Source organism: Enterococcus sp. DIV1758 (assembly GCF_051711985.1).
Classification (GTDB): Bacteria; Bacillota; Bacilli; order Lactobacillales; family Enterococcaceae; genus Enterococcus; species Enterococcus faecalis.
This window is the reverse complement of record NZ_JBIOOA010000001.1, coordinates 1,622,667-1,640,404: the sequence shown is the minus strand read 5'-3', so window position 1 is coordinate 1,640,404 and position 17,738 is coordinate 1,622,667. Positions and strand designations below refer to the sequence as shown.

19 protein-coding genes and 1 pseudogene are annotated in these 17,738 nt (G+C 35.1%); 12 read left to right on the top strand and 8 right to left on the bottom strand.

The features are described from left to right. Nucleotides 1-34: 34 nt before the first annotated feature. The gene (locus IGJ52_RS08040) at nucleotides 35-337 is read right to left on the bottom strand and encodes a PTS fructose transporter subunit IIB (protein ID WP_002357185.1); all 303 of its coding nucleotides are present in this window, start codon (nucleotides 335-337) and stop codon (nucleotides 35-37) included. A 1-nt stretch (nucleotide 338) separates the two neighbouring features. Next, on the bottom strand, nucleotides 339-833 hold the full coding sequence (locus IGJ52_RS08035; protein WP_033601031.1) for a PTS sugar transporter subunit IIA: 495 nt from the start codon (nucleotides 831-833) through the stop codon (nucleotides 339-341). Between the two features lie 222 nt (nucleotides 834-1,055). Between IGJ52_RS08035 and lacA the strand changes: the two genes are divergently transcribed. Together lacA and lacB are read left to right on the top strand one after the other, a co-directional pair. Continuing rightward, the gene (gene lacA, locus IGJ52_RS08030; protein ID WP_002357188.1) at nucleotides 1,056-1,484 is read left to right on the top strand and encodes a galactose-6-phosphate isomerase subunit LacA; all 429 of its coding nucleotides are present in this window, start codon (nucleotides 1,056-1,058) and stop codon (nucleotides 1,482-1,484) included. Between the two features lie 25 nt (nucleotides 1,485-1,509). Beyond that, a complete protein-coding gene (gene lacB / locus IGJ52_RS08025; protein ID WP_002374591.1) occupies nucleotides 1,510-2,025 on the top strand; it encodes a galactose-6-phosphate isomerase subunit LacB in 516 nt (171 codons plus the stop codon). Nucleotides 2,026-2,271: 246 nt separating this feature from the next. Here lacB and IGJ52_RS08020 read toward each other — a convergent pair whose 3' ends face one another. Then, a complete protein-coding gene (locus tag IGJ52_RS08020; protein ID WP_002371945.1) occupies nucleotides 2,272-2,559 on the bottom strand; it encodes a hypothetical protein in 288 nt (95 codons plus the stop codon). 561 nt (nucleotides 2,560-3,120) lie between these two features. Between IGJ52_RS08020 and IGJ52_RS08015 the strand changes: the two genes are divergently transcribed. The 5 genes and pseudogenes from IGJ52_RS08015 (at nucleotide 3,121) to IGJ52_RS07995 (ending at nucleotide 6,854) form a co-directional block, all read left to right on the top strand. Next, nucleotides 3,121-3,552: a PTS sugar transporter subunit IIA gene (locus IGJ52_RS08015; RefSeq protein ID WP_002419913.1), complete on the top strand. Its 432-nt coding sequence runs from the start codon at nucleotides 3,121-3,123 to the stop codon at nucleotides 3,550-3,552. 14 nt (nucleotides 3,553-3,566) lie between these two features. Continuing rightward, a pseudogene (locus IGJ52_RS08010) lies at nucleotides 3,567-4,063 on the top strand (PTS system mannose/fructose/N-acetylgalactosamine-transporter subunit IIB). A 33-nt stretch (nucleotides 4,064-4,096) separates the two neighbouring features. Then, nucleotides 4,097-4,948, top strand: coding sequence for a PTS mannose/fructose/sorbose/N-acetylgalactosamine transporter subunit IIC (locus IGJ52_RS08005; protein WP_002357194.1), 852 nt, complete (start codon nucleotides 4,097-4,099; stop codon nucleotides 4,946-4,948). Beyond that, a complete protein-coding gene (locus IGJ52_RS08000) occupies nucleotides 4,923-5,792 on the top strand; it encodes a PTS system mannose/fructose/sorbose family transporter subunit IID (protein WP_002382434.1) in 870 nt (289 codons plus the stop codon). Before IGJ52_RS08005 ends, IGJ52_RS08000 begins: the two co-directional genes overlap by 26 nt. A 75-nt stretch (nucleotides 5,793-5,867) precedes the next feature. Continuing rightward, entirely contained in the window at nucleotides 5,868-6,854 is a 987-nt protein-coding gene (locus IGJ52_RS07995) for a hydroxyacid dehydrogenase (RefSeq protein WP_438792016.1), read from the top strand. Nucleotides 6,855-7,275: 421 nt separating this feature from the next. Here IGJ52_RS07995 and larD read toward each other — a convergent pair whose 3' ends face one another. From larD to larA, 4 genes are read right to left on the bottom strand one after another with little or no spacing between them, the layout of a single operon-like run. After that, complete coding sequence (larD, locus tag IGJ52_RS07990; protein ID WP_002357197.1) at nucleotides 7,276-7,986, bottom strand: D/L-lactic acid transporter LarD; 711 nt, start codon at nucleotides 7,984-7,986, stop codon at nucleotides 7,276-7,278. Nucleotides 7,987-8,000: 14 nt separating this feature from the next. Next, nucleotides 8,001-9,275, bottom strand: coding sequence for a nickel pincer cofactor biosynthesis protein LarC (gene larC, locus IGJ52_RS07985; protein ID WP_438792015.1), 1,275 nt, complete (start codon nucleotides 9,273-9,275; stop codon nucleotides 8,001-8,003). Continuing rightward, nucleotides 9,272-10,015, bottom strand: coding sequence for a nickel pincer cofactor biosynthesis protein LarB (larB, locus tag IGJ52_RS07980; protein WP_002379543.1), 744 nt, complete (start codon nucleotides 10,013-10,015; stop codon nucleotides 9,272-9,274). Before larB ends, larC begins: the two co-directional genes overlap by 4 nt. A gap of 37 nt (nucleotides 10,016-10,052) precedes the next feature. Further along, nucleotides 10,053-11,327: a nickel-dependent lactate racemase gene (gene larA, locus IGJ52_RS07975; protein ID WP_002357200.1), complete on the bottom strand. Its 1,275-nt coding sequence runs from the start codon at nucleotides 11,325-11,327 to the stop codon at nucleotides 10,053-10,055. A 159-nt stretch (nucleotides 11,328-11,486) separates the two neighbouring features. Between larA and IGJ52_RS07970 the strand changes: the two genes are divergently transcribed. The 5 genes from IGJ52_RS07970 to larE all read left to right on the top strand — a co-directional run bounded on the left by IGJ52_RS07970 (nucleotide 11,487) and on the right by larE (nucleotide 15,590). After that, nucleotides 11,487-12,143, top strand: coding sequence for a Crp/Fnr family transcriptional regulator (locus tag IGJ52_RS07970; RefSeq protein ID WP_002361998.1), 657 nt, complete (start codon nucleotides 11,487-11,489; stop codon nucleotides 12,141-12,143). 18 nt (nucleotides 12,144-12,161) lie between these two features. After that, nucleotides 12,162-13,148, top strand: coding sequence for a cobalt transporter CbiM (gene cbiM / locus IGJ52_RS07965; protein WP_002408836.1), 987 nt, complete (start codon nucleotides 12,162-12,164; stop codon nucleotides 13,146-13,148). After that, nucleotides 13,148-13,933 carry an energy-coupling factor transporter transmembrane component T family protein gene (locus IGJ52_RS07960; RefSeq protein WP_002408837.1) on the top strand — a complete coding sequence of 262 codons (786 nt, stop codon included), beginning with the start codon at nucleotides 13,148-13,150 and terminating at the stop codon, nucleotides 13,931-13,933. The genes cbiM and IGJ52_RS07960 overlap by 1 nt, the downstream gene beginning before the upstream one ends. Before the next feature lies 1 nt (nucleotide 13,934). Continuing rightward, complete coding sequence (locus IGJ52_RS07955) at nucleotides 13,935-14,648, top strand: ABC transporter ATP-binding protein (RefSeq protein WP_010816596.1); 714 nt, start codon at nucleotides 13,935-13,937, stop codon at nucleotides 14,646-14,648. Nucleotides 14,649-14,753: 105 nt separating this feature from the next. Next, nucleotides 14,754-15,590, top strand: a complete 837-nt coding sequence (gene larE / locus IGJ52_RS07950) for an ATP-dependent sacrificial sulfur transferase LarE (protein ID WP_002408838.1) — start codon at nucleotides 14,754-14,756, stop codon at nucleotides 15,588-15,590. 184 nt (nucleotides 15,591-15,774) lie between these two features. Here the strand turns inward: larE and IGJ52_RS07945 are convergent, their stop codons facing one another. After that, the gene (locus tag IGJ52_RS07945; protein ID WP_438792014.1) at nucleotides 15,775-17,697 is read right to left on the bottom strand and encodes an FUSC family protein; all 1,923 of its coding nucleotides are present in this window, start codon (nucleotides 17,695-17,697) and stop codon (nucleotides 15,775-15,777) included. Nucleotides 17,698-17,738: the final 41 nt, after the last annotated feature.

The following is a 17,738-nucleotide window of genomic DNA, read 5'->3' as shown; positions in this document are numbered from 1 at the left end:
CAGTGAAGCGTAAGTAATTAGTCTGAAAAGGAAATCATTTGTTTAAAGAGTGAATGATACTTTCCATTTGTTGATAAACAGGTTCAGCCATTGCTGGAATTCGATAAAGAATTGCGCCTGCATCAACTACAGGAATCGTGATTGGGAAACCCAAATCTGTTTTGGCGATTTGGGCGAAAATATCATAATGGGATAGCATCTCTTGATTAATATCTTTAATCATTACGGCATCGCAAGAAACTTGGTAGCCTCTTTTAGATAATTCTGTTTCTAATGCAGATTTGATTTGATGGCTAGAGTTTACCCCAGCCCCACATGCAGCTAAAATTTTGATCATGTTAAATCTCTCCTTTAAAATTTTTTTGTAAAAAATGATAAACTTCTTCTTTATCTTCACATTGAAAAAAAGCCAATAGTGATGAACGGTCTGTCGTGTTAATAAAATCCATGATAGTTGCTAAAAGACCCGTTTGTTCAATACCGTTTTCATTTAAAATCATGAAAAGAAAGGAAACAGAGAGCGTTTCATTTGGGATAATCATGTTATGAAATGATAAGGGTTGATTCAATTTAATCGGGATAATTCTTGTCGTCCGTACAAAGGTACTTTCGGTATGCGGAATGGCGATATTCGGTAGTTCAGGATCAATCGGTGTTAAACTTAAACCAGTCGGATAGTTATGTTCTCGTTCCAATAAATTAGTTAGAAAATCAGGTGTAACTAATTTCTTTTTTAACAAGTCTAAATAAACTTCTTCAAAAACTTCTTCTTGTGTTTTTTTGTTTGAAATATAGGTAGTATCTAATGAAAAAATCGATGTTTTAATAACCATAGAACCCCTCGTTTCTTTAATATATTATTATTTATTTACAAGTATAATATAAAACGCTTTCAAAAAGATGTCAACACAATATTAAACAATAATAAACAAAAAAGAAAATAAATGTTGAATAAAGTTCGATATTGTTTTATTATGTTTTCGAGAAGGGGATTTGAGTTTAAAGAAAGGGACAGAATTTTAATAGTAGATACACGAGGTAAGGAGGAAAACAAAATGCGTGTCATACTTGGTTCAGATTTAGATGGAATAAAATTAAAAGCAGAAATGAAACAATACTTATTGCAAGAAAAAGTTGAGGTAATCGATAAAAGTGAAAGTGCTTCGGAAGACTTTATAGAAGCAACGCTTGCTGTTGCTCATGAAGTTTTAAAGGATACTGAAAGTTTAGGAATCGTTTTTGATGGTTATGGGGCAGGTAGTTTTATGACTGCTGCTAAAATTAAAGGAATGATTGTCGCCGAGTTGTCAGATGAGCGTTCTGCATATATGGCGCGAGAACACAACAATGCTCGGATGATCACGGTGGGCGCAAAAATTGTTGGAACGGAACTAGCCAAAAACATAATAAAAGAATTCTTAACAGGTCATTATGCAGGCGGGCGTCATCAAATACGTGTAGATATGTTAAATAAAATGGCTTAACAAATAATAGAAAGGAAGCGTTTTTATGAAAATTGCCATTGGTTGTGATCATATTGTGACGGATACCAAAATAGCAGTTTCTGATTTTTTGAAAGCAAAGGGATATGAAATTTTAGATGTAGGCACGTATGATTTTACTCGAACTCACTATCCTATTTTCGGAAAAAAAGTGGGAGAAGCCGTAATGAGCAATCAGGCTGATTTGGGTATATGTATTTGCGGAACAGGTGTTGGAATTAACAATGCGGTTAACAAAGTGCCGGGTATCCGTTCTGCTTTAGTTCGCGATATGACTACAGCGTTGTATGCGAAAGAGGAATTGAACGCAAATGTTATTGGTTTCGGTGGGAAAATAACAGGAGAATTCTTGATCTGTGATATCGCTGCTGCTTTTATTGAAGCACACTATCATCCAACAGAAGACAACGAACAACTAATTGAAAAAATTAATCAAGTTGAAAAACAACATCCAGAACAACAAGATGCGCACTTTTTCGATGAATTTTTAGATAAATGGCAACGAGGAGTCTATCACGATTAGTACGTAATCAATGAGGGTTATTTGAGAAAAGCGGTCTTAAATAATAATCATTGGTATTTGAGTTGAATTCCCCTTCATTAATTTTTATTGCTGTTTTAACGTAGCACTGTAAAGAGCATTATCAAGAAAAAGAAGTAACAAAGGAACAAATTGAAGGCTATACAGGTAACCATAAAAAGTACACGAGAAAAGAACTCGTGTACTTTTTATGGTTTCGCTGCTTGTTTTATTTTAGTAATTATTTTTCTATAAAAATAGTCCCAGAATTATTAAAATAATCCCGATAACTAAACTGCCGATGCCAGAAGCCATGCCATATTTTTTACTTAGATGTATATCAGTAGTATTTTTAGGAATCAAGTTTGAGAAAAAATAAAATTTTTTTACCAAGATTAGATATGCAACAAGTAAAAGTAATAGTCCTAAGAGAAGATAACTAAGATTTTCAGCTAATAAATCTAGATGAGCTAATAACAATATCCCTAAAAAGAGGCCTACCAATCCATATTTCATCGTTTTTTCTTTTGCTGACATATAAATATCCCTACTTTACTTTTTAATTTATTAAGAGCATAAAACCATAGATTCGATATAAGTTCATTTTGTTATATCTAAAAGAGGATGACCTGGAATGACCTATATAATTAGAAAATTGGAGTGATATATAGTTATTTTACCATAGGTTAAATGAGTTGATTAACTCCGAATAATGTACAACTATGTACACCTATTGTGGGTGGAATGTGTGTTGGGACTTTGCTAACCTAATAGTTGAAAAAATGAATCAATTCAAAAGAAACTTTTTTGGGAAATTGCTATATTATTTATTTTTTTAAGCGTAATCAACTAAATGTTTTTATGGATAAAGAAAGTCATTGTTCCTTGTCATCAAGCTACAACAGCCAAATTCATTAGAACTTTTTTAGTGAATGACTTTAATTTTAGAAAGGTACTGTTGTTAAACATTCATGCTATCAAAGGAGTGTGAGTCGAACGAAGCAAGTATTTTCATTTTATAAAAGTTGTATTATGGACTCTTAAAAAGAGGTGATTTAAAAAATTTTGAAGTGGAAATGTTAAGAAAGGAGAGAGGAAATGACTTATTTAGTTCTGGTCAGTCATGGCGATTTTGCTAGAGGTTTAAAAAATTCATTAGGGATGTTTGCTAGCGATGAGATAGAGACAGTCAGAGTGTTTGGCTTACAACCTGGTGAATCTACCGATAATTTTAGTAAACGGTTTCTTTATGAGGTTGAAAAATTACCGCAGGAAACGAGGCTAATCGTTTTGGCTGATATTGTAGGCGGGAGTCCACTTGCTACTATTTGTAAAGTATTAGATAAGCAAAAAATGCTAGAAAATTCTCTGATTGTTGGAGGAGTGAATTTTCCAATGGCTTTAAATGCGCTTCTATTGAAAGAAACTAGTGAATTATCTGACTTAAAAAAAATGATAGTAGCAGATGCTTGTCATGGCATTAGAGAGTTAACTATAACTGAAGACGATGTAACTGAAGAGGATATCTAAAGGAGAAGATGAACATGTCAATTTCTTTTGTTCGAATCGATGATCGAATGATTCATGGCTTAATTACTTTACGTTGGACTAAAGAAATGCCTTGTGATGGCATTATAGCTGTGAATGACAAAGCAGCAAGTAACCCTATTTTAAAGGAAGCATATAAAGCAGCTGCACAAGATAAAAAAACCTTTATTTGGACAATGGCGCATTTTTTTGATGTAAAGGATAAAGTATTAGCGTCTAAGTCAAAATACTTTTTGATTACAAAGAGCCCTTTGGATATGAAAAAAATTTTGGTAGATTGGCATTTTGTTCCAAGTGAAGTAAAAATGATTAATGTTGGACCAGGGAATGATCGCGAAGGGACAATTAAATTGGGGATAACCAATCCTTTACAGCAGAAGAAGCAGCGGCTTTTGAAGAAATTGAAAAGGCTGGTTACAAAGTGGATTTTGCCTTGTTACCTGATCAACGAATTGGTTCTTGGGCGCATTTTAAAGCTAAATTTGGTTACTGATTCTAGAAGTTTTGAAAAGAGGAGAGTAGTATTATGACAATCAACTGGATACAAGCGGCTATTTTAGGCCTATTTGCTTGTCTGTGTTCAAATTCTTGTATGGCTGGACAAGCGGTGGGAAATTATACGATTGGGCGTCCTTTAGTCGGCGGATTAGTTTGTGGCATTATTTTAGGAGATTTAAAATTAGGAATCGCTTGTGGCGTAGCGATGCAATTAGTTTACATTGCTTTAGTCACACCTGGAGGAACAGTGTCTGCTGACGTGCGGGCAATTTCATATATCGGGATTCCTTTGGCGATGGTGGCGATTTCGACCAAAGGGTTAGATCCACTTGGCGGCTCTGCAGCCGACCTGGCTAAATCGGTCGGCACATTAGTTGGAACGATCGGAACGGTATTATTTTATTCTGTTGCCGCGTTAAATTTAGTTTGGCAATCGTTTGGTTGGAAAGATATAAAAAAAGGCAAGCTTGATCATTTATATGCCATTAATTTTGGTTGGCCGTGGATTTCTCATCTACTTTTTTCCTTTTTGCCAACCGTGATTTTAACCTATTTTGGGGCTACGGCTGTTACAGCAATGAGAGATGCATTACCTATGGATGGTCTTGCAATGAAAACGCTTTTTACTGTAGGTGGCATGCTTCCGTGTGTGGGAATTGCAATTTTGTTACGTCAAATTGTTAATAAGAACATTGATTTTGTCCCTTTTTTTGTAGGGTTCACATTAGCTGCTTCATTAAAACTTAATTTAGTCTCAATAACGATTATTGCGCTTCTTTTTGCTGTAATTTTTTATAAAATTGCTTTAATTAAAAACAATACTAAACTGGTTGATTCAACAGGAAGTCTGACGAATGATGACGAAGAGGAGGACATATGAGATGGAAGAGTTGAAAGCCAATAAATTAGACCAAAAAACGTTAAAGCATTCTTTTCATTTATGGTTTTGGGGAGCGTTAACTTGTTTTTCACAACAGCATATGCAAACGTTCGGCTATCTTTCTTCAATGCTTCCTATTATCAAAAAACTTTATCCGAAACATGAAGACCAAGTGAAAGCCATTCAAGCATATACAGCTTTTTTTAACACAAATCCAATGCTTGGAACGGTCATTGTTGGTGTGACTGCTAGTATGGAAGAGGCTAGAGCAAGTAAGAATGAAATTGATGGAGAAACCATTAATGATATGAGGGCAGGATTAATGGGGCCAATTGCAGGGATTGGTGATTCATTAGTTGATGGTACCTTAATTCCTATCTTGTTAGGAATTTCCTTAGGAATGTCTACGGGCGGTTCGCCAATTGGTGCCATATTTTATATTATTGTTTGGACGTTAATTTCCTATTTTGGCCAACGCTTTTTGTATTTTAGAGGCTATCATTTTGGCGATAAAGCAGTAAGTTTCTTAGTTGGAAAAGAAGGAGCCGCCGTTAGAGTTGCTATCGGAGTTATCGGTAGTATGGTTGTCGGTGGGGTCCTTGCATCTTGGGTAAATGTAACTACTTCTCTTAAATTAATAGGTGCTGACGGAAAAGTTTTCCTTAAACTGCAAGATAAAATTGACAGTATTTATCCAGGATTATTAACGATACTTGTTACCTTGTTTTGTTGGTGGTTGATGTCGAAAAAACATGTTTCCGCTATTTGGACCATGCTTATTTTAGTTGTTATTTCTCTCGTTGGCGTTTTATTAGGTGTTTTCAATCCAGGATTAACTTACTGAACAATCACCAAAAAGGACTCTAGCTGTTAGAGCAAACTGGCTTATATGTATATAAAAAGTTCTATGGAGGCATGTATGTTAAAATTATTATTAAGTGAAAAAATAAGTGAAAAAGCAATTAAGCTTTTAAAAGATGCAGGATTTTTAGTTAAAATTTCTCCTTCAACTGATGAAGAGGTCATGGAAAAAGAAGTTAGAGACGTAGATGCGGTATTAGTCCGAGCTACTCCTATAACTAAAAAGATAATGGATAGCGGAAAAAAGTTACAAATTATTGCACGACATGGCACAGGTATAGATAATATTGATGTTGTAGAAGCAACAAAAAAAGGTATTTTAGTAACAAATGTTGACGGGGCAAATGCGTATTCTGTGGCTGAATATGTTGTGGCTTCAATGCTGACCTTAAGTAGAAAGTTATATAAATCTAATCATTTATTTACGGAAGGGCGTCTATCAGTGAAAGGGTCATCCCTACCAGCATTGGCCAGTCGATATGATTTGAATGAGAGTGAAATTCGAGGAAAGAAGCTAGCTATACTTGGTCTTGGCAAAGTCGGAATTATTTTAGCTAGCTTAGCAGAAAAGATGGGTGTCCAAGTTGTTGCATATGATCCATATCTTACAAAATCGCCAGTACCGTTAATTCCTAATTTAACAGAAATTTATAAAACAGCAGACTTTATTTCAATCAATATGCCTCTTACTAGCCAAACTAAGAATATGATAACAAAAAAAGAACTTCAAAACATGAAAAAAAGTACATTTATTATTAATGCAGGTCGTGGTGGCATTATTAATGAACAAGATTTAGCTGATGCACTTAACGAAGAGCTTATTGCAGGAGCAGCAGTAGATGTTTTTTTGCCAGAACCTCCTGAAAAAAACAATCCACTACTTACAGCAAAAAATAGTTTATTGACTTGTCATATTGCTGGAACTACTATAGAGGCAATTGAATCATTAGGTATAGAGGCTGCAAACAGCATTATTGATTATTTTAATGGTCAAATGCCGAAATTTCCTGTAAACCCTGAAATCGCTAAGGAGTTACGTGCATAAAAACTAAGAAGCTCATTATGGCTATTTAGATTTTCTGATTAGTTTCCAATGCTTTTACTATTCCAATTCTATTTTACTAGTTAGGCAAGATCTGCTAGATTTAGAAACGATACTTTAAAAAAATACTTTTTGGATTTTTAAAGTAATACAAAAGTTTGCTACAAGACTAATTATGATTTTAACTTCCGCTTACACGATAAGCTATGGCTAGATGTATTAGTATGATCAATAATAAAATAGTCCAAGATGTCTTTCCTATCTAAAAATTAATTAGACTACTGGAAAAGCTGATAAATTGAATTATTGTTCTCTAAGATACAGAAAAAATCTTGTGATTAAAATAAAAATATATAAAATAGAAGAAATTTAGAGACTAGCTTCTATTTTATATATTTTTTTGTTTTAGAAATTTAGTGGTTTATTAGAATTTTAGGAAAAATTTTACGAAAAGTGTTGCAAAAATGGCTCCTAAAAACGGTGCAGTTCCGGGAACAATCAACCCATATTGCCAATCATTATTGGTTTTATTTTTGATTGGTAAAAGTTGATAGGCGATACGAGGGCCTAAATCACGTGCTTGATTCATTGCAAATCCTGTAGTACCACCTAGCCCCATGCCGATTGCCCAAACAAGCAAGCCAACAGCAATGGGTAGTTGTGTTTCGTAGGAATGTGCAATCGCTAAAATAGATGTTAAAAAAATGAATGTTGCAAAAGTTTCAACAAAATAGTTTCTTGGTAAATTTCGTTGGTTCGGATTTGTAGAAAAAATATTACGAATAGCGATTGGATCGACACTATCGGCGGATAGCTTGAAATGATCAGCATACATAATATAAACAATGACGGCGCCACAAATGCCGCCTAACATTTCAGCGATGACATAGGGAATGAAGTAAGACCATGGAATCATTCCTAAAATAGCTTGAGCGAGGGCCATTGCTGGATTAATACAGACTCCGCCAAAGACGAACAGAACAACAGAGATTCCAAAAGCCCAAGTAGTGATTGCAAACATGTGACCAGAACCAGCGTATTTTGTTCGTTTTAGGACATCGTCGCAGTGAACACCTACCCCAAATACGATCATTAATGCAGTTCCCATAAATTCTGATAAGATATGATGAAACATAAGATAAAGCTCCTTTAATCAATAGTTTTGTTATTTAATGTTTGGACGAGCCGATAGACTTCCTCGATTGTAAAATTATATTGTTTAGCAATTCGTTCACAATCTTGGTATTCAATAGACTCTTTCAATAGGCCATGATAATGATTTTTTTTAATATGGACCTTACCAAAAGGTGTTTCCAAGATTTTGAAAGAACGGTCCATCACACTACGTTCCATTGTTTGAAAACGCACACCAATTGTAGAAGTATGTTTAAAGAGTAGTTCTGTAAAATATTCTTTTTCCTCTGTTGTTGTTAAAACCGTTAATAGAATGGCACTTCGGTTTTTTTTCATATGAATGGGCGTGAAAAAAACATCTAGAGCACCATGTTCCAATAATAGATCCATTACGTAACCTAACTGTTCAGGTGTTTGATTGTCTATATTTGTTTCAATTTTTAAGACTTGGTCATGGTGTTCTGTCCTCTTTTTTTTACTATGTGTTTCAGTAAAGATTGATCCTCTGAGGGCATTGAACTTGCCTGTTTCCCGTTTGCCAAATCCGTAACCTATTTTTTCAACTAATCGTTGTTCTGGTGCGACAAATAGAGGACTAAGTTCTTTAAAAATAGCTAAGCCAGTCGGTGTGACAAGTTCAGTTTTTATCTCAAAGTCTTGTTGAATGATTAAATTCGTTTCTTTACGTAATTCCATCACCGCAGGAACTGGTATTGGCATGACTCCATGGGCAATTGTGATAGTGCCACTTCCATCTGTAATTGGCGTTGAATAGACTTGTTCAATCTCTAACTGTTCCCATAAGATAAAAAAGCCAACGATGTCAACAATTGAATCAACTGCTCCAACTTCATGAAAATGAATAGTGTCAATTGTTTGTTGATGAACAGCAGCTTCAGCTTTTGCAATGTCATAGAAAACATTTTTACTATGTTTTTTTACAAAATTGGACAAGTCGCTTTTTTCAATTAATGTATAAATATCTTTTAAATTTCTAGAATGGCTATGATGATGTGCATGTTCTTTCGTTTCATGATGTTCATTTTCGTGGTGAGGAGAGAGACTGTGTTTTATACCGTAATCCTTTTTTCCATGTTGTAGGAGAACATCGAAATCTGTTCCGTAAATACAACTTTTAGCAATTCGTTGGGCTTGAATGGTGAACCCATCGATGGGAAGTTTTTTTAATTCGATTAACAGTTTGCTTAAATCCCCGCCTAAGTCAAGCAACAATCCATTTAACATATCACCACTAAGACCAGAAAATGGTTCTAAAAATAAGCTTTTCATAGTGAAGACTCCTTTATTTGATTAATCATACTTGCATTATAAGCGGCACCAAACCCGTTATCTATGTTGACTACACTAACGCCAGAGGAACAACTATTTAGCATTCCTAAAAGAGCAGTCAGTCCTTGGAAATTGCTGCCGTAGCCTATGCTAGTAGGGACGGCAATCACTGGCACGCTAACTAGTCCGCCTAGCACGGATACCAGTGCGCCTTCCATGCCTGCAATCACAATAACCACCGAAGCCTGTTGAATCTCATCTAGGTGAGCGAACAAACGATGAATGCCAGAAACGCCTACATCATAGATACGTTTTATTTGATTCCCGAAAGTTTCTGCAGTGATTGCTGCTTCTTCAGCAACGGACATGTCTGACGTTCCAGCAGTAACTATCGCAATATAGTTTTTTGTTGTAGTCTCCATTTGGTTGATAACGAAACAACGTGCAAGTTCATAGTAGGTTCCATGAGGAAAGTTCGACTCTAAAGGTTGGGCTTTTTGTTGTGAAACGCGAGTAACTAGGATTGTATTGTTTTCTTTTCTTAAGCTATTGATAATTTTGATGAGTTGCTCAATTGTTTTTCCTTCCCCATAAACGACTTCTGGATACCCAGTTCTTTCTTTACGCTGCGTATCAATTTTTGCAAAGTCTAATTCGCAAAAGCCATTTAATTTGTTTGTTGCTTCTTCTAAAGATAATTTTCCCTCTTTAAAAGCTCCTAAAATTTCTTTCGGTTGCATAATACAACGCTCCTTATTTCTGATTTCTCAAGGATCATTATTCTACAATGACAGACAAGCCATCTCGAATCACAGTCACTTTTGCATTTAGACCTTCTCTTTCAAATGCTCGCTCTAACGCTTCATCAAACGTTTTTGCTATTTCCATATGCATCGAAGTGATAAGCTCAGGATCAACAAGATCTGAAACAAAAATTATATGATGATGAACTAAAATTCGCGCTAAAATTTGCGAAGTCCATTGATCTGGCACGGTTTCTAATCGTGGTGTATGGATGGCTGCTTCTAAAAATTCGTTTGGATTTTTAACATTGGCAATATTTTCATAAAAACCTTCACCACCGTGACCATCACGACACCCAGCGACCATAATAATGACACCGCCGTCTTTATTGGTTGCTTCTGCAGCGGTCATCCCTTTAACTGCTTGATAAATGTTTTGATCAAGTGGAAATCCGCCGTTCGTTGAAACCGCAATGTCGCAAGGTATTTTTTTGACACGGGCAATTTCTTTTACAAAGTTACAACCAACTTTATGCGCTTCAACCATATCGCCTGCAAAGGAACCAATAATTTTTTTGTCACCATCTAAAACGACATTAACAATAAAAGCTAGATTCGCTTTAGCGGCAGCGTAGACCATGTCATTATGAATCGGATTATCCGTTAAATTTCCTGTCCGTGAGTTGGAGGAATCAATAAATTCTCCAGAATGGTTAGCCATGATGGTTTTATAAGAAGCAATTCCAGGTAAAACAGATTTACGTCCACCAGAAAATCCTGCAAAAAAGTGTGATTCAATAAATCCTTCGGCCAGCAGTAAATCTGCTTCTGCTGCAATGCGATTAATGATACAATCGCCCCCTGAAGGTAGTTGACCGATTTTGACCATTGAGGAATCATCAGTAGAGATATGCATAACGATTTCTTCATTCTCTACGATCTCTTTACCATATTTACTAATCAGTTCTTCTCGTGTAGAGGGGCGATGAAAACCTGTAGCAACTAAAATCCGGATTCTAGCTGTTTTGTTCACTGAACGAATTCTACGCAAAATAATTGGGGTGATAATATGTGAAGGAACGGGACGTGTGTGATCGGAACTAATGAGGACAATGTCTTTTTTACCCTTAGCTAATTCTTCTAATGGAAGGCTTCCAATAGGATTGTCCAGCGATTTTTCGACTGTTTCTTTCTCAGTATATGGATTTGAAAAATGTTCAGCTTTTGATTCGAGAAGCCCAATAAAATTTTTATCGGGAATTCTTGCAGTAATCATTTTCTTGTCATAAGGTAGGTTAATTTCTACCATAGCAATCATCTCCTAAGTAATATTTTACGAGACTAAGTATAATGAAATTTAGAAATCACACAGTCCTTATTGTGGGTAACATTTGCTAACAAAAGGTTGGTGAGAGTGTTTATAATAGTTAACGAATCAAACAGAAACTTAGTCAAAGGAGTGACAATTATGGAGTCAGATTATCTTACAGCTTTCTTAGATAGAAAGAAGACGCCGATTATCAAAAAAAAACGCCATACTTATCTCGCTTATCATGGATTGGAGGAAGCGTACACCTATGTATTAAAGAAAGGGGTCGTTAAGACGAGTATTATTTTAAAGGATGGACGAGAATTTAATCTGTCGTATATTGTGTCTCCTGACATTATTTCATTGTTACGTGATGAAGTATCAAATTATACATCTGCTCCTTTTAATATCCGCATTGAGTCGGAAGAGGCTAGCTTTTATCGGATACCAAGGACTGTATTTTGGGAATATGTTAGAGAAGATGCTGTTCTTCAAGATTATGTACGGGATTACTACCGAGCAAAATTATCGGAGAGTATTAGTTCCTTACAGAATATGACAATGAATGGTAAGAAAGGGGCTGTTTGTACTTTTATTTACCAATTAATTGATTTGTTTGGTGTACAGACAGAGGAAGGAATATTAATTGATTTTCAAGTAACTAATGAGGATATTGCGGGGTTTTGCGGGATTTCAACGAGAAATAGCGTAAACCGAATTATCCATGATTTAAAAGAGGAAAAAGTCATCGATATCAAAAAACAAAAAATTGTGATTTACGATCAAAGTTATTTAGCTGATTATATTGATCGATAAGATAGGAGTCTGACGAACATGCATATTCCAGAAAATTATTTAAGCCCACAAACTTGCGCAGTGATGGGCGCGATTATGGTACCTGTCTGGTACCGCGCTGTAAAAAAAGTTGACGTTCAAATTAAATTAAAAAAAGATACAGGGACCATGTTAGGGATTTCCTCCTCCTTGTCATTTTTAATAATGATGTTTAATTTGCCAGTACCTGGTGGAACAACTGCGCACGCTGTTGGGGCTGTTCTCATCGCATTATTGATGGGACCTTGGGCCGCGACGCTGTCTGTTTCGGTGGCTTTACTATTACAGGCTTGTTTATTTGGTGATGGTGGTATATTGGCTTTTGGTGCAAACGCCTTTTCTATGGCGTTTGTGATGCCATTCGTGGGATATGGAGTTTATAAGCTAGTTACGCGTGTAAAAAAATTTGAAACAATGGGTCTTTTCTTAGCTGGGTATCTTGGTGTAAATGTTGCGGCACTTTCTACTTCTGTATTATTAGGTATCCAACCCTTACTATTCCATGAAGCGAATGGTACCCCACTTTATAACCCATATGGTCTTTCTATAACTATACCAGCAATGATGAGTGTCCATCTGTTAGTAATAGGAATTGTTGAAGGTCTCTTCACCGTGTGTGTCTATAATTTTGTAAAAAGTGTGTCAAAAGATGCAATTTTTATCGAAGAAAAGAAGAAAAGGACTCCGTTGTTACGATTAAAGAGACTGTTATTGGTCATGGTAATTTTATGTCCATTAGGTTTGATTGATCATGCCACCGCTTGGGGTGAATGGGATTTATCTGAATTAGTCAAGAATTTAAAACAGAATCATTTGCCTGCGGTACAACCAAAAGGTATGGTGAATGGTTTTTCATTTCATGCACTTTTCAGTGATTACTTTATTCCAGGACTGCCATTAGCACTTGGGTATATTTTAAGTGGCGTAACAGCCATAATCGTTTTTTTACTCATTTTTCGTTTATTTAATGGAAGAAGGCAAAGTTGATGCCTGAATGGATGAAAGAATCTTCCACGTCCTTTGAACCTAATAAAAAAGAAACCTTTATGCTTAAAAATCGAAAAGGAATCCTTTTTTTATTAAATAAATTTCAGGTGAGTGGGAAACGCAATAAGACTATTCTCAGCGATATACACCCAGCAATTCAACTGATCAGTACTTTTTTACTAATTGTTTTAATCAGTACTACACAAAAAGTTCTTGTTTTGTGGCTCTTAGGCATCTACCTAGGCATGTTACTTTTAGTTGAAAAACCAACTATTCTACGAAACATTGTCAAAAAAGCTAGTATCCTCATTTTGATGCCGCTGATTATCTATTTACCGATCTTTTTTTTAGGTCAATTTAGTTTATTATTTATTGTTCATTTGTTTTTTTTAGCCATAGCGATTAGTCAATATATGGAAACAACCAACATGAATCAATTTATAGCAGCATTAAAAATCTTTCATTTTCCGAATATAATACTTTTACAATTAGATATTACGATTAAATATATCTTTTTCTTTGGAAATTTCTTAAACCAACTGCTTGCCGCTGTAGAAGCTAGAGCAGTTGGTGGGAATATCCAGTTGAGTACGGGTAGTAATTTAATCAGTCTTATTTCTATAAAATCTTTTACGTATGGGGAAAAGTTGGACATGGTGATGGAAGCAAGAGGATATACTGGTCAATATTATCGAGTAAAGCAACCATTAAAAACGAAAGATTTTTTGGTTAGTATTGCCTATCTTTTATTTTTCGGGGGGTTGCTTTATTTAGGGAGGAACTAATATGTATCGAGTAAATCATTTGGTTTATCGCTATCAAACGAAGCCTGTTTTTTCGCCTTGTAATTTGGAAATAGCCAGAGGAGAATATCTGGTTTTGATGGGAGATAACGGCAGTGGAAAATCCACTTTTTTAAATTTGCTCGCAGGTTTTTTAAAACCTTCCGAGGGAACGATTTATTTTATGGAAAAATCATTAACGGCCTGGAAAAAAGACCCTATTCATAAAAAGAAGTATTATGCTCATTTGGGTATATTATTTCAAGAGACGGACACACAATTATTTAATGCAACAGTTTATGACGAATTGGCATTTGGCCCTAGACAGCTCCAACTATCCGAGCATGAAACAGCAAAAAGAATTAATGATTGTTTGAATTTATTAAAAATTACCCATTTAAGCAATCAAGTGCCTTATCAATTATCGGGAGGAGAAAAGAAAAAAGTGGCTTTTGCTAGTCTGTTAGTAATGAATCCAGACGTGTATTTATTAGATGAGCCGTTTGCTGGGTTGACAAAAGAATCGGAAAAATTATTTAAAAAGATAATAAAAAATCTGCATCAACTTGGTAAAACAATTATCCTTTCCACCCATGACTATTTGAGTATTTGCGAGGAAGCTGATTCCATTTTATTGTTTGATTCGGCTGTGACAAGGTACTCAAAGGAAGAGATAGAAGCCAATGCTAACTTGTTACAACATTTAAAACGGTATTAAGTGTACAAATATTGACAATAATTGATACTATGAATCGTGATTTTTTCTAATGTGGAGATGTCTATAATTAATTATGTAAAAGAAAATCAATAGGAGATGGTTTAAATGTCTGTCATGAAAACGAAAGAACAAAATTTAGTTCGCGAATTACAAAAAATGGATAAGTTGGCTGTTGCATATTCAGGTGGAATTGATAGCTCTTACTTGCTAAAAAAAGCTTTGGACACTTTAGGTGCTGAAAATGTACTTGCGATTGTTGTAAATTCAGAATTATTTTCTGATGATGAGTTTGATAAAGCGGTCGATTTAGCTAATGGGTTGGGAGCAAATGTGTTAGGCCTTGAAATGAGCGAATTAGCGGATGATAGAATTGTTGCAAATAACCCTAATAGCTGGTTCTACAGTAAAAAATTATTATATAAAACTATTCGTTCGGCTATTCAGAAAGAGGGATTTGATGTTCTGGCCGATGGGATGATTATGGATGATAATACTGACTTTCGTCCTGGATTAAGAGCAAGAGATCAAGAAGGGGTCATCAGTCCGCTACAACAAGCTAAATTATATAAAATTGAAATACGTCAACTTGCTAAAGACGCAGGTATTTCCAATTGGAGTAAAGTTGCCTCATGTAGTATTGCTTCAAGAATTCCTTATGGCATTAAGTTAACACGCTCAGCTATTGATCAAATATTTGCTAGTGAAAAATATTTACGGGAAATAGGTTTTCCAATTGTCCGTGTCAGAGCACATCATGATTTAGCACGGATTGAAATTCCAGAAGACAAACTTTCTCTGTTATTAGAAAACAGAGAAAAAATTGCAGATTATCTTAAAAAACAAGGATTTAATTATGTAACTTTTGACTTAGAAGGATTTAAATCTGGCCGAATGAATGATATCCTCACAGAAACTGAAAAAAAAGTTTTTTGTGAATGTTAGACAGATAAGTTTATAAAATTGAGTCGGTGTAACGGAGTCAGGACAGGGGTATTCTGTTATAAAAACCAAGTTTTCTGCTCGATTAGATCGGTTGTTTTCATTGATTACTCTGCCAGTAGATTATCAACTTTTAAGCCTAGGAAAAATTCCCTTTGGATTTTTCCTAGGCTTTTTGTCTATTTAATCATTTGATATTTGCTAAAAAGAAATTAGCTGTAGAATTTTTTAAGATTACCAGTGATTGTTCAATTTGAGGAAAATAAATGGATTGTTTGGACTGGTTGATTAGTCGATTATTTTGGGGATTCGTGAGTGAAAGTATTTGCTGTGAATAGTTAAGTAACTCAGTGTTTAGTGTGTCCGGCTTAACTGGTGCTAATTTTTTTAAGTAGTGTTGTGTTTTCATAAGTTCTAAAAGAAGCTCTTCCATAGCAGTTTGCATTTCCAACAGTTGATCATTTAGTTGTTTTTGTTGCATTAAGCTTTCAGCAGAGGCATCGTTACTATAAATAGGAGATTCAAGAACAATTTCTTGAATAGAATAGTTTACTCTACGTTGTACCCGATAAGCTAGTACCCAAGCATCACTAGGCAACGTGGTCTCTTCATTGATTAACGCTAGCAAAATAGAGCTGATCGTTTTTGACCAACTATTGATATTTTTACGTAATACTTGACTATGCCATGTTGGGAAAATAAAAAACATAACAAAAGCAATAAGCGCACCAATAATTACATCAAAAACTCTTGTATAGCCTGCAGAACTACCACCTAATGTGAAAGTTAACCAAGTGGTCACACTTAGCATTAGAAATGCTTGACTTAATTTACGGACGGTTTCATACAATATAACTAGCAAACAAGACAATAACATTGGCCATAAAGGATTTAGGTTTGTTAAGTTAGCAATTAATTGAGACAAAAAGATGCCTAAACAACCACCTAAAATAGAACCAATAGTTCTTGAAGTGATTTTGCCGAGTGTACCATGATACCCTGGCATAACCATCAAACAACCAGAAATAACTACCCAGAATTCGTGATTAGCTAAAGGCAAAGGGTACATGTAATTAAGAATAAGCGAACAAAAATGACAAACTAAACCTGTTAAAGCTAAACGAATTGCGAATCTAGCAGAGCTGCCTTTGTAAGAATGAAGAATCTCTTTGGCTTCTGCAAGTCCTTCTTTTGTGGGTAAGAAAGATTTAAATGAGATTTTTTTAAAGGATTGTTTGTTTTGTATCAAAAGGATTGCTGATTTTATTTCGGTGTTTGCTAAATCAAATTCTTGAAGAGGCAGGGTTAATTGTTCTCCTTTTAAAAAGAGTAGAATTGCTTTTAAAGCAGGAAGATTTTCAGCTGCATTGGTTGAATCTAACGAGCCTGCAATTGCATCTGCTTGTGAAACCAAGGGATAAATCCATGGTGTTTTTTGATGATTGACCCATGGCATTGTTTCAACAGATTCGCGTACTTTTATTCTGAAATGGACATAGCGTGCGGGTTTTCCTTGTGCTAATAAATATAATTGTTCATATAAATCGGCTACTAATTTTCGTGCTTCATTATTTTGCGGCTTAGAATAAAGACAATAGATTAAACAAAGGATGGACATACCTAAAATTATTGCACCCAGACCTTCAAAAGATTGACCAATAGACAAATTGCCTTTTAATTGCGCACCAGCTAGTAAAGAAATGGTCCCAAAGAGACATCGAATATACAGACCAATACTAAAGTTTCTCACAATCCCTGAAAAATACAAACCAAGGACGAATAATAAAATAATGAATATACTTGACGACTGTAAAAGTATCCCCAGACTGGCACCAATAAAAATCATTAAAATACCATTTATGGCACTTCTTTGTGGAGAGCCATGTCGTGGTAAGACACAAATTACAGTGCCCAAAAAGCTACCAACATTTACTAAAACAAAAGCGAAAGGAAAGACTATTGTTAGAACAGCACCAACAGCATTTGCAATAATGATACTAAGAACAAGGGCAAACCAGTTCTGTCTTGTATCAAAAGTTAGTATAGGGCGACTATACGCCCAAGACGATTCTAAGAAGACCTCAAAAAATTTTTTGATAGATAATTTCACAAAACATTCCTTCTTTAAAAATTTATTAAAAGCTAAAAAAT

Bases quoted from the DNA above. Each gene is read 5' to 3' on its own strand.
- IGJ52_RS08000 (WP_002382434.1), top strand. From the start codon at position 4,923: ATGATGACGAAGAGGAGGACATATGAGATGGAAGAGTTGAAAGCCAAT.
- larD (WP_002357197.1), bottom strand. From the start codon at position 7,986: ATGTTTCATCATATCTTATCAGAATTTATGGGAACTGCATTAATGATC.
- cbiM (WP_002408836.1), top strand. From the start codon at position 12,162: ATGCATATTCCAGAAAATTATTTAAGCCCACAAACTTGCGCAGTGATG.
- IGJ52_RS07970 (WP_002361998.1), top strand. From the start codon at position 11,487: ATGGAGTCAGATTATCTTACAGCTTTCTTAGATAGAAAGAAGACGCCG.
- lacA (WP_002357188.1), top strand. From the start codon at position 1,056: ATGCGTGTCATACTTGGTTCAGATTTAGATGGAATAAAATTAAAAGCA.
- IGJ52_RS07955 (WP_010816596.1), top strand. From the start codon at position 13,935: ATGTATCGAGTAAATCATTTGGTTTATCGCTATCAAACGAAGCCTGTT.
- larE (WP_002408838.1), top strand. From the start codon at position 14,754: ATGTCTGTCATGAAAACGAAAGAACAAAATTTAGTTCGCGAATTACAA.
- IGJ52_RS07995 (WP_438792016.1), top strand. From the start codon at position 5,868: ATGTTAAAATTATTATTAAGTGAAAAAATAAGTGAAAAAGCAATTAAG.
- IGJ52_RS08035 (WP_033601031.1), bottom strand. From the start codon at position 833: ATGGTTATTAAAACATCGATTTTTTCATTAGATACTACCTATATTTCA.
- lacB (WP_002374591.1), top strand. From the start codon at position 1,510: ATGAAAATTGCCATTGGTTGTGATCATATTGTGACGGATACCAAAATA.
- larA (WP_002357200.1), bottom strand. From the start codon at position 11,327: ATGGTAGAAATTAACCTACCTTATGACAAGAAAATGATTACTGCAAGA.
- IGJ52_RS08005 (WP_002357194.1), top strand. From the start codon at position 4,097: ATGACAATCAACTGGATACAAGCGGCTATTTTAGGCCTATTTGCTTGT.
- IGJ52_RS07960 (WP_002408837.1), top strand. From the start codon at position 13,148: ATGCCTGAATGGATGAAAGAATCTTCCACGTCCTTTGAACCTAATAAA.
- IGJ52_RS08020 (WP_002371945.1), bottom strand. From the start codon at position 2,559: ATGTCAGCAAAAGAAAAAACGATGAAATATGGATTGGTAGGCCTCTTT.
- larC (WP_438792015.1), bottom strand. From the start codon at position 9,275: ATGAAAAGCTTATTTTTAGAACCATTTTCTGGTCTTAGTGGTGATATG.
- larB (WP_002379543.1), bottom strand. From the start codon at position 10,015: ATGCAACCGAAAGAAATTTTAGGAGCTTTTAAAGAGGGAAAATTATCT.
- IGJ52_RS08040 (WP_002357185.1), bottom strand. From the start codon at position 337: ATGATCAAAATTTTAGCTGCATGTGGGGCTGGGGTAAACTCTAGCCAT.
- IGJ52_RS08015 (WP_002419913.1), top strand. From the start codon at position 3,121: ATGACTTATTTAGTTCTGGTCAGTCATGGCGATTTTGCTAGAGGTTTA.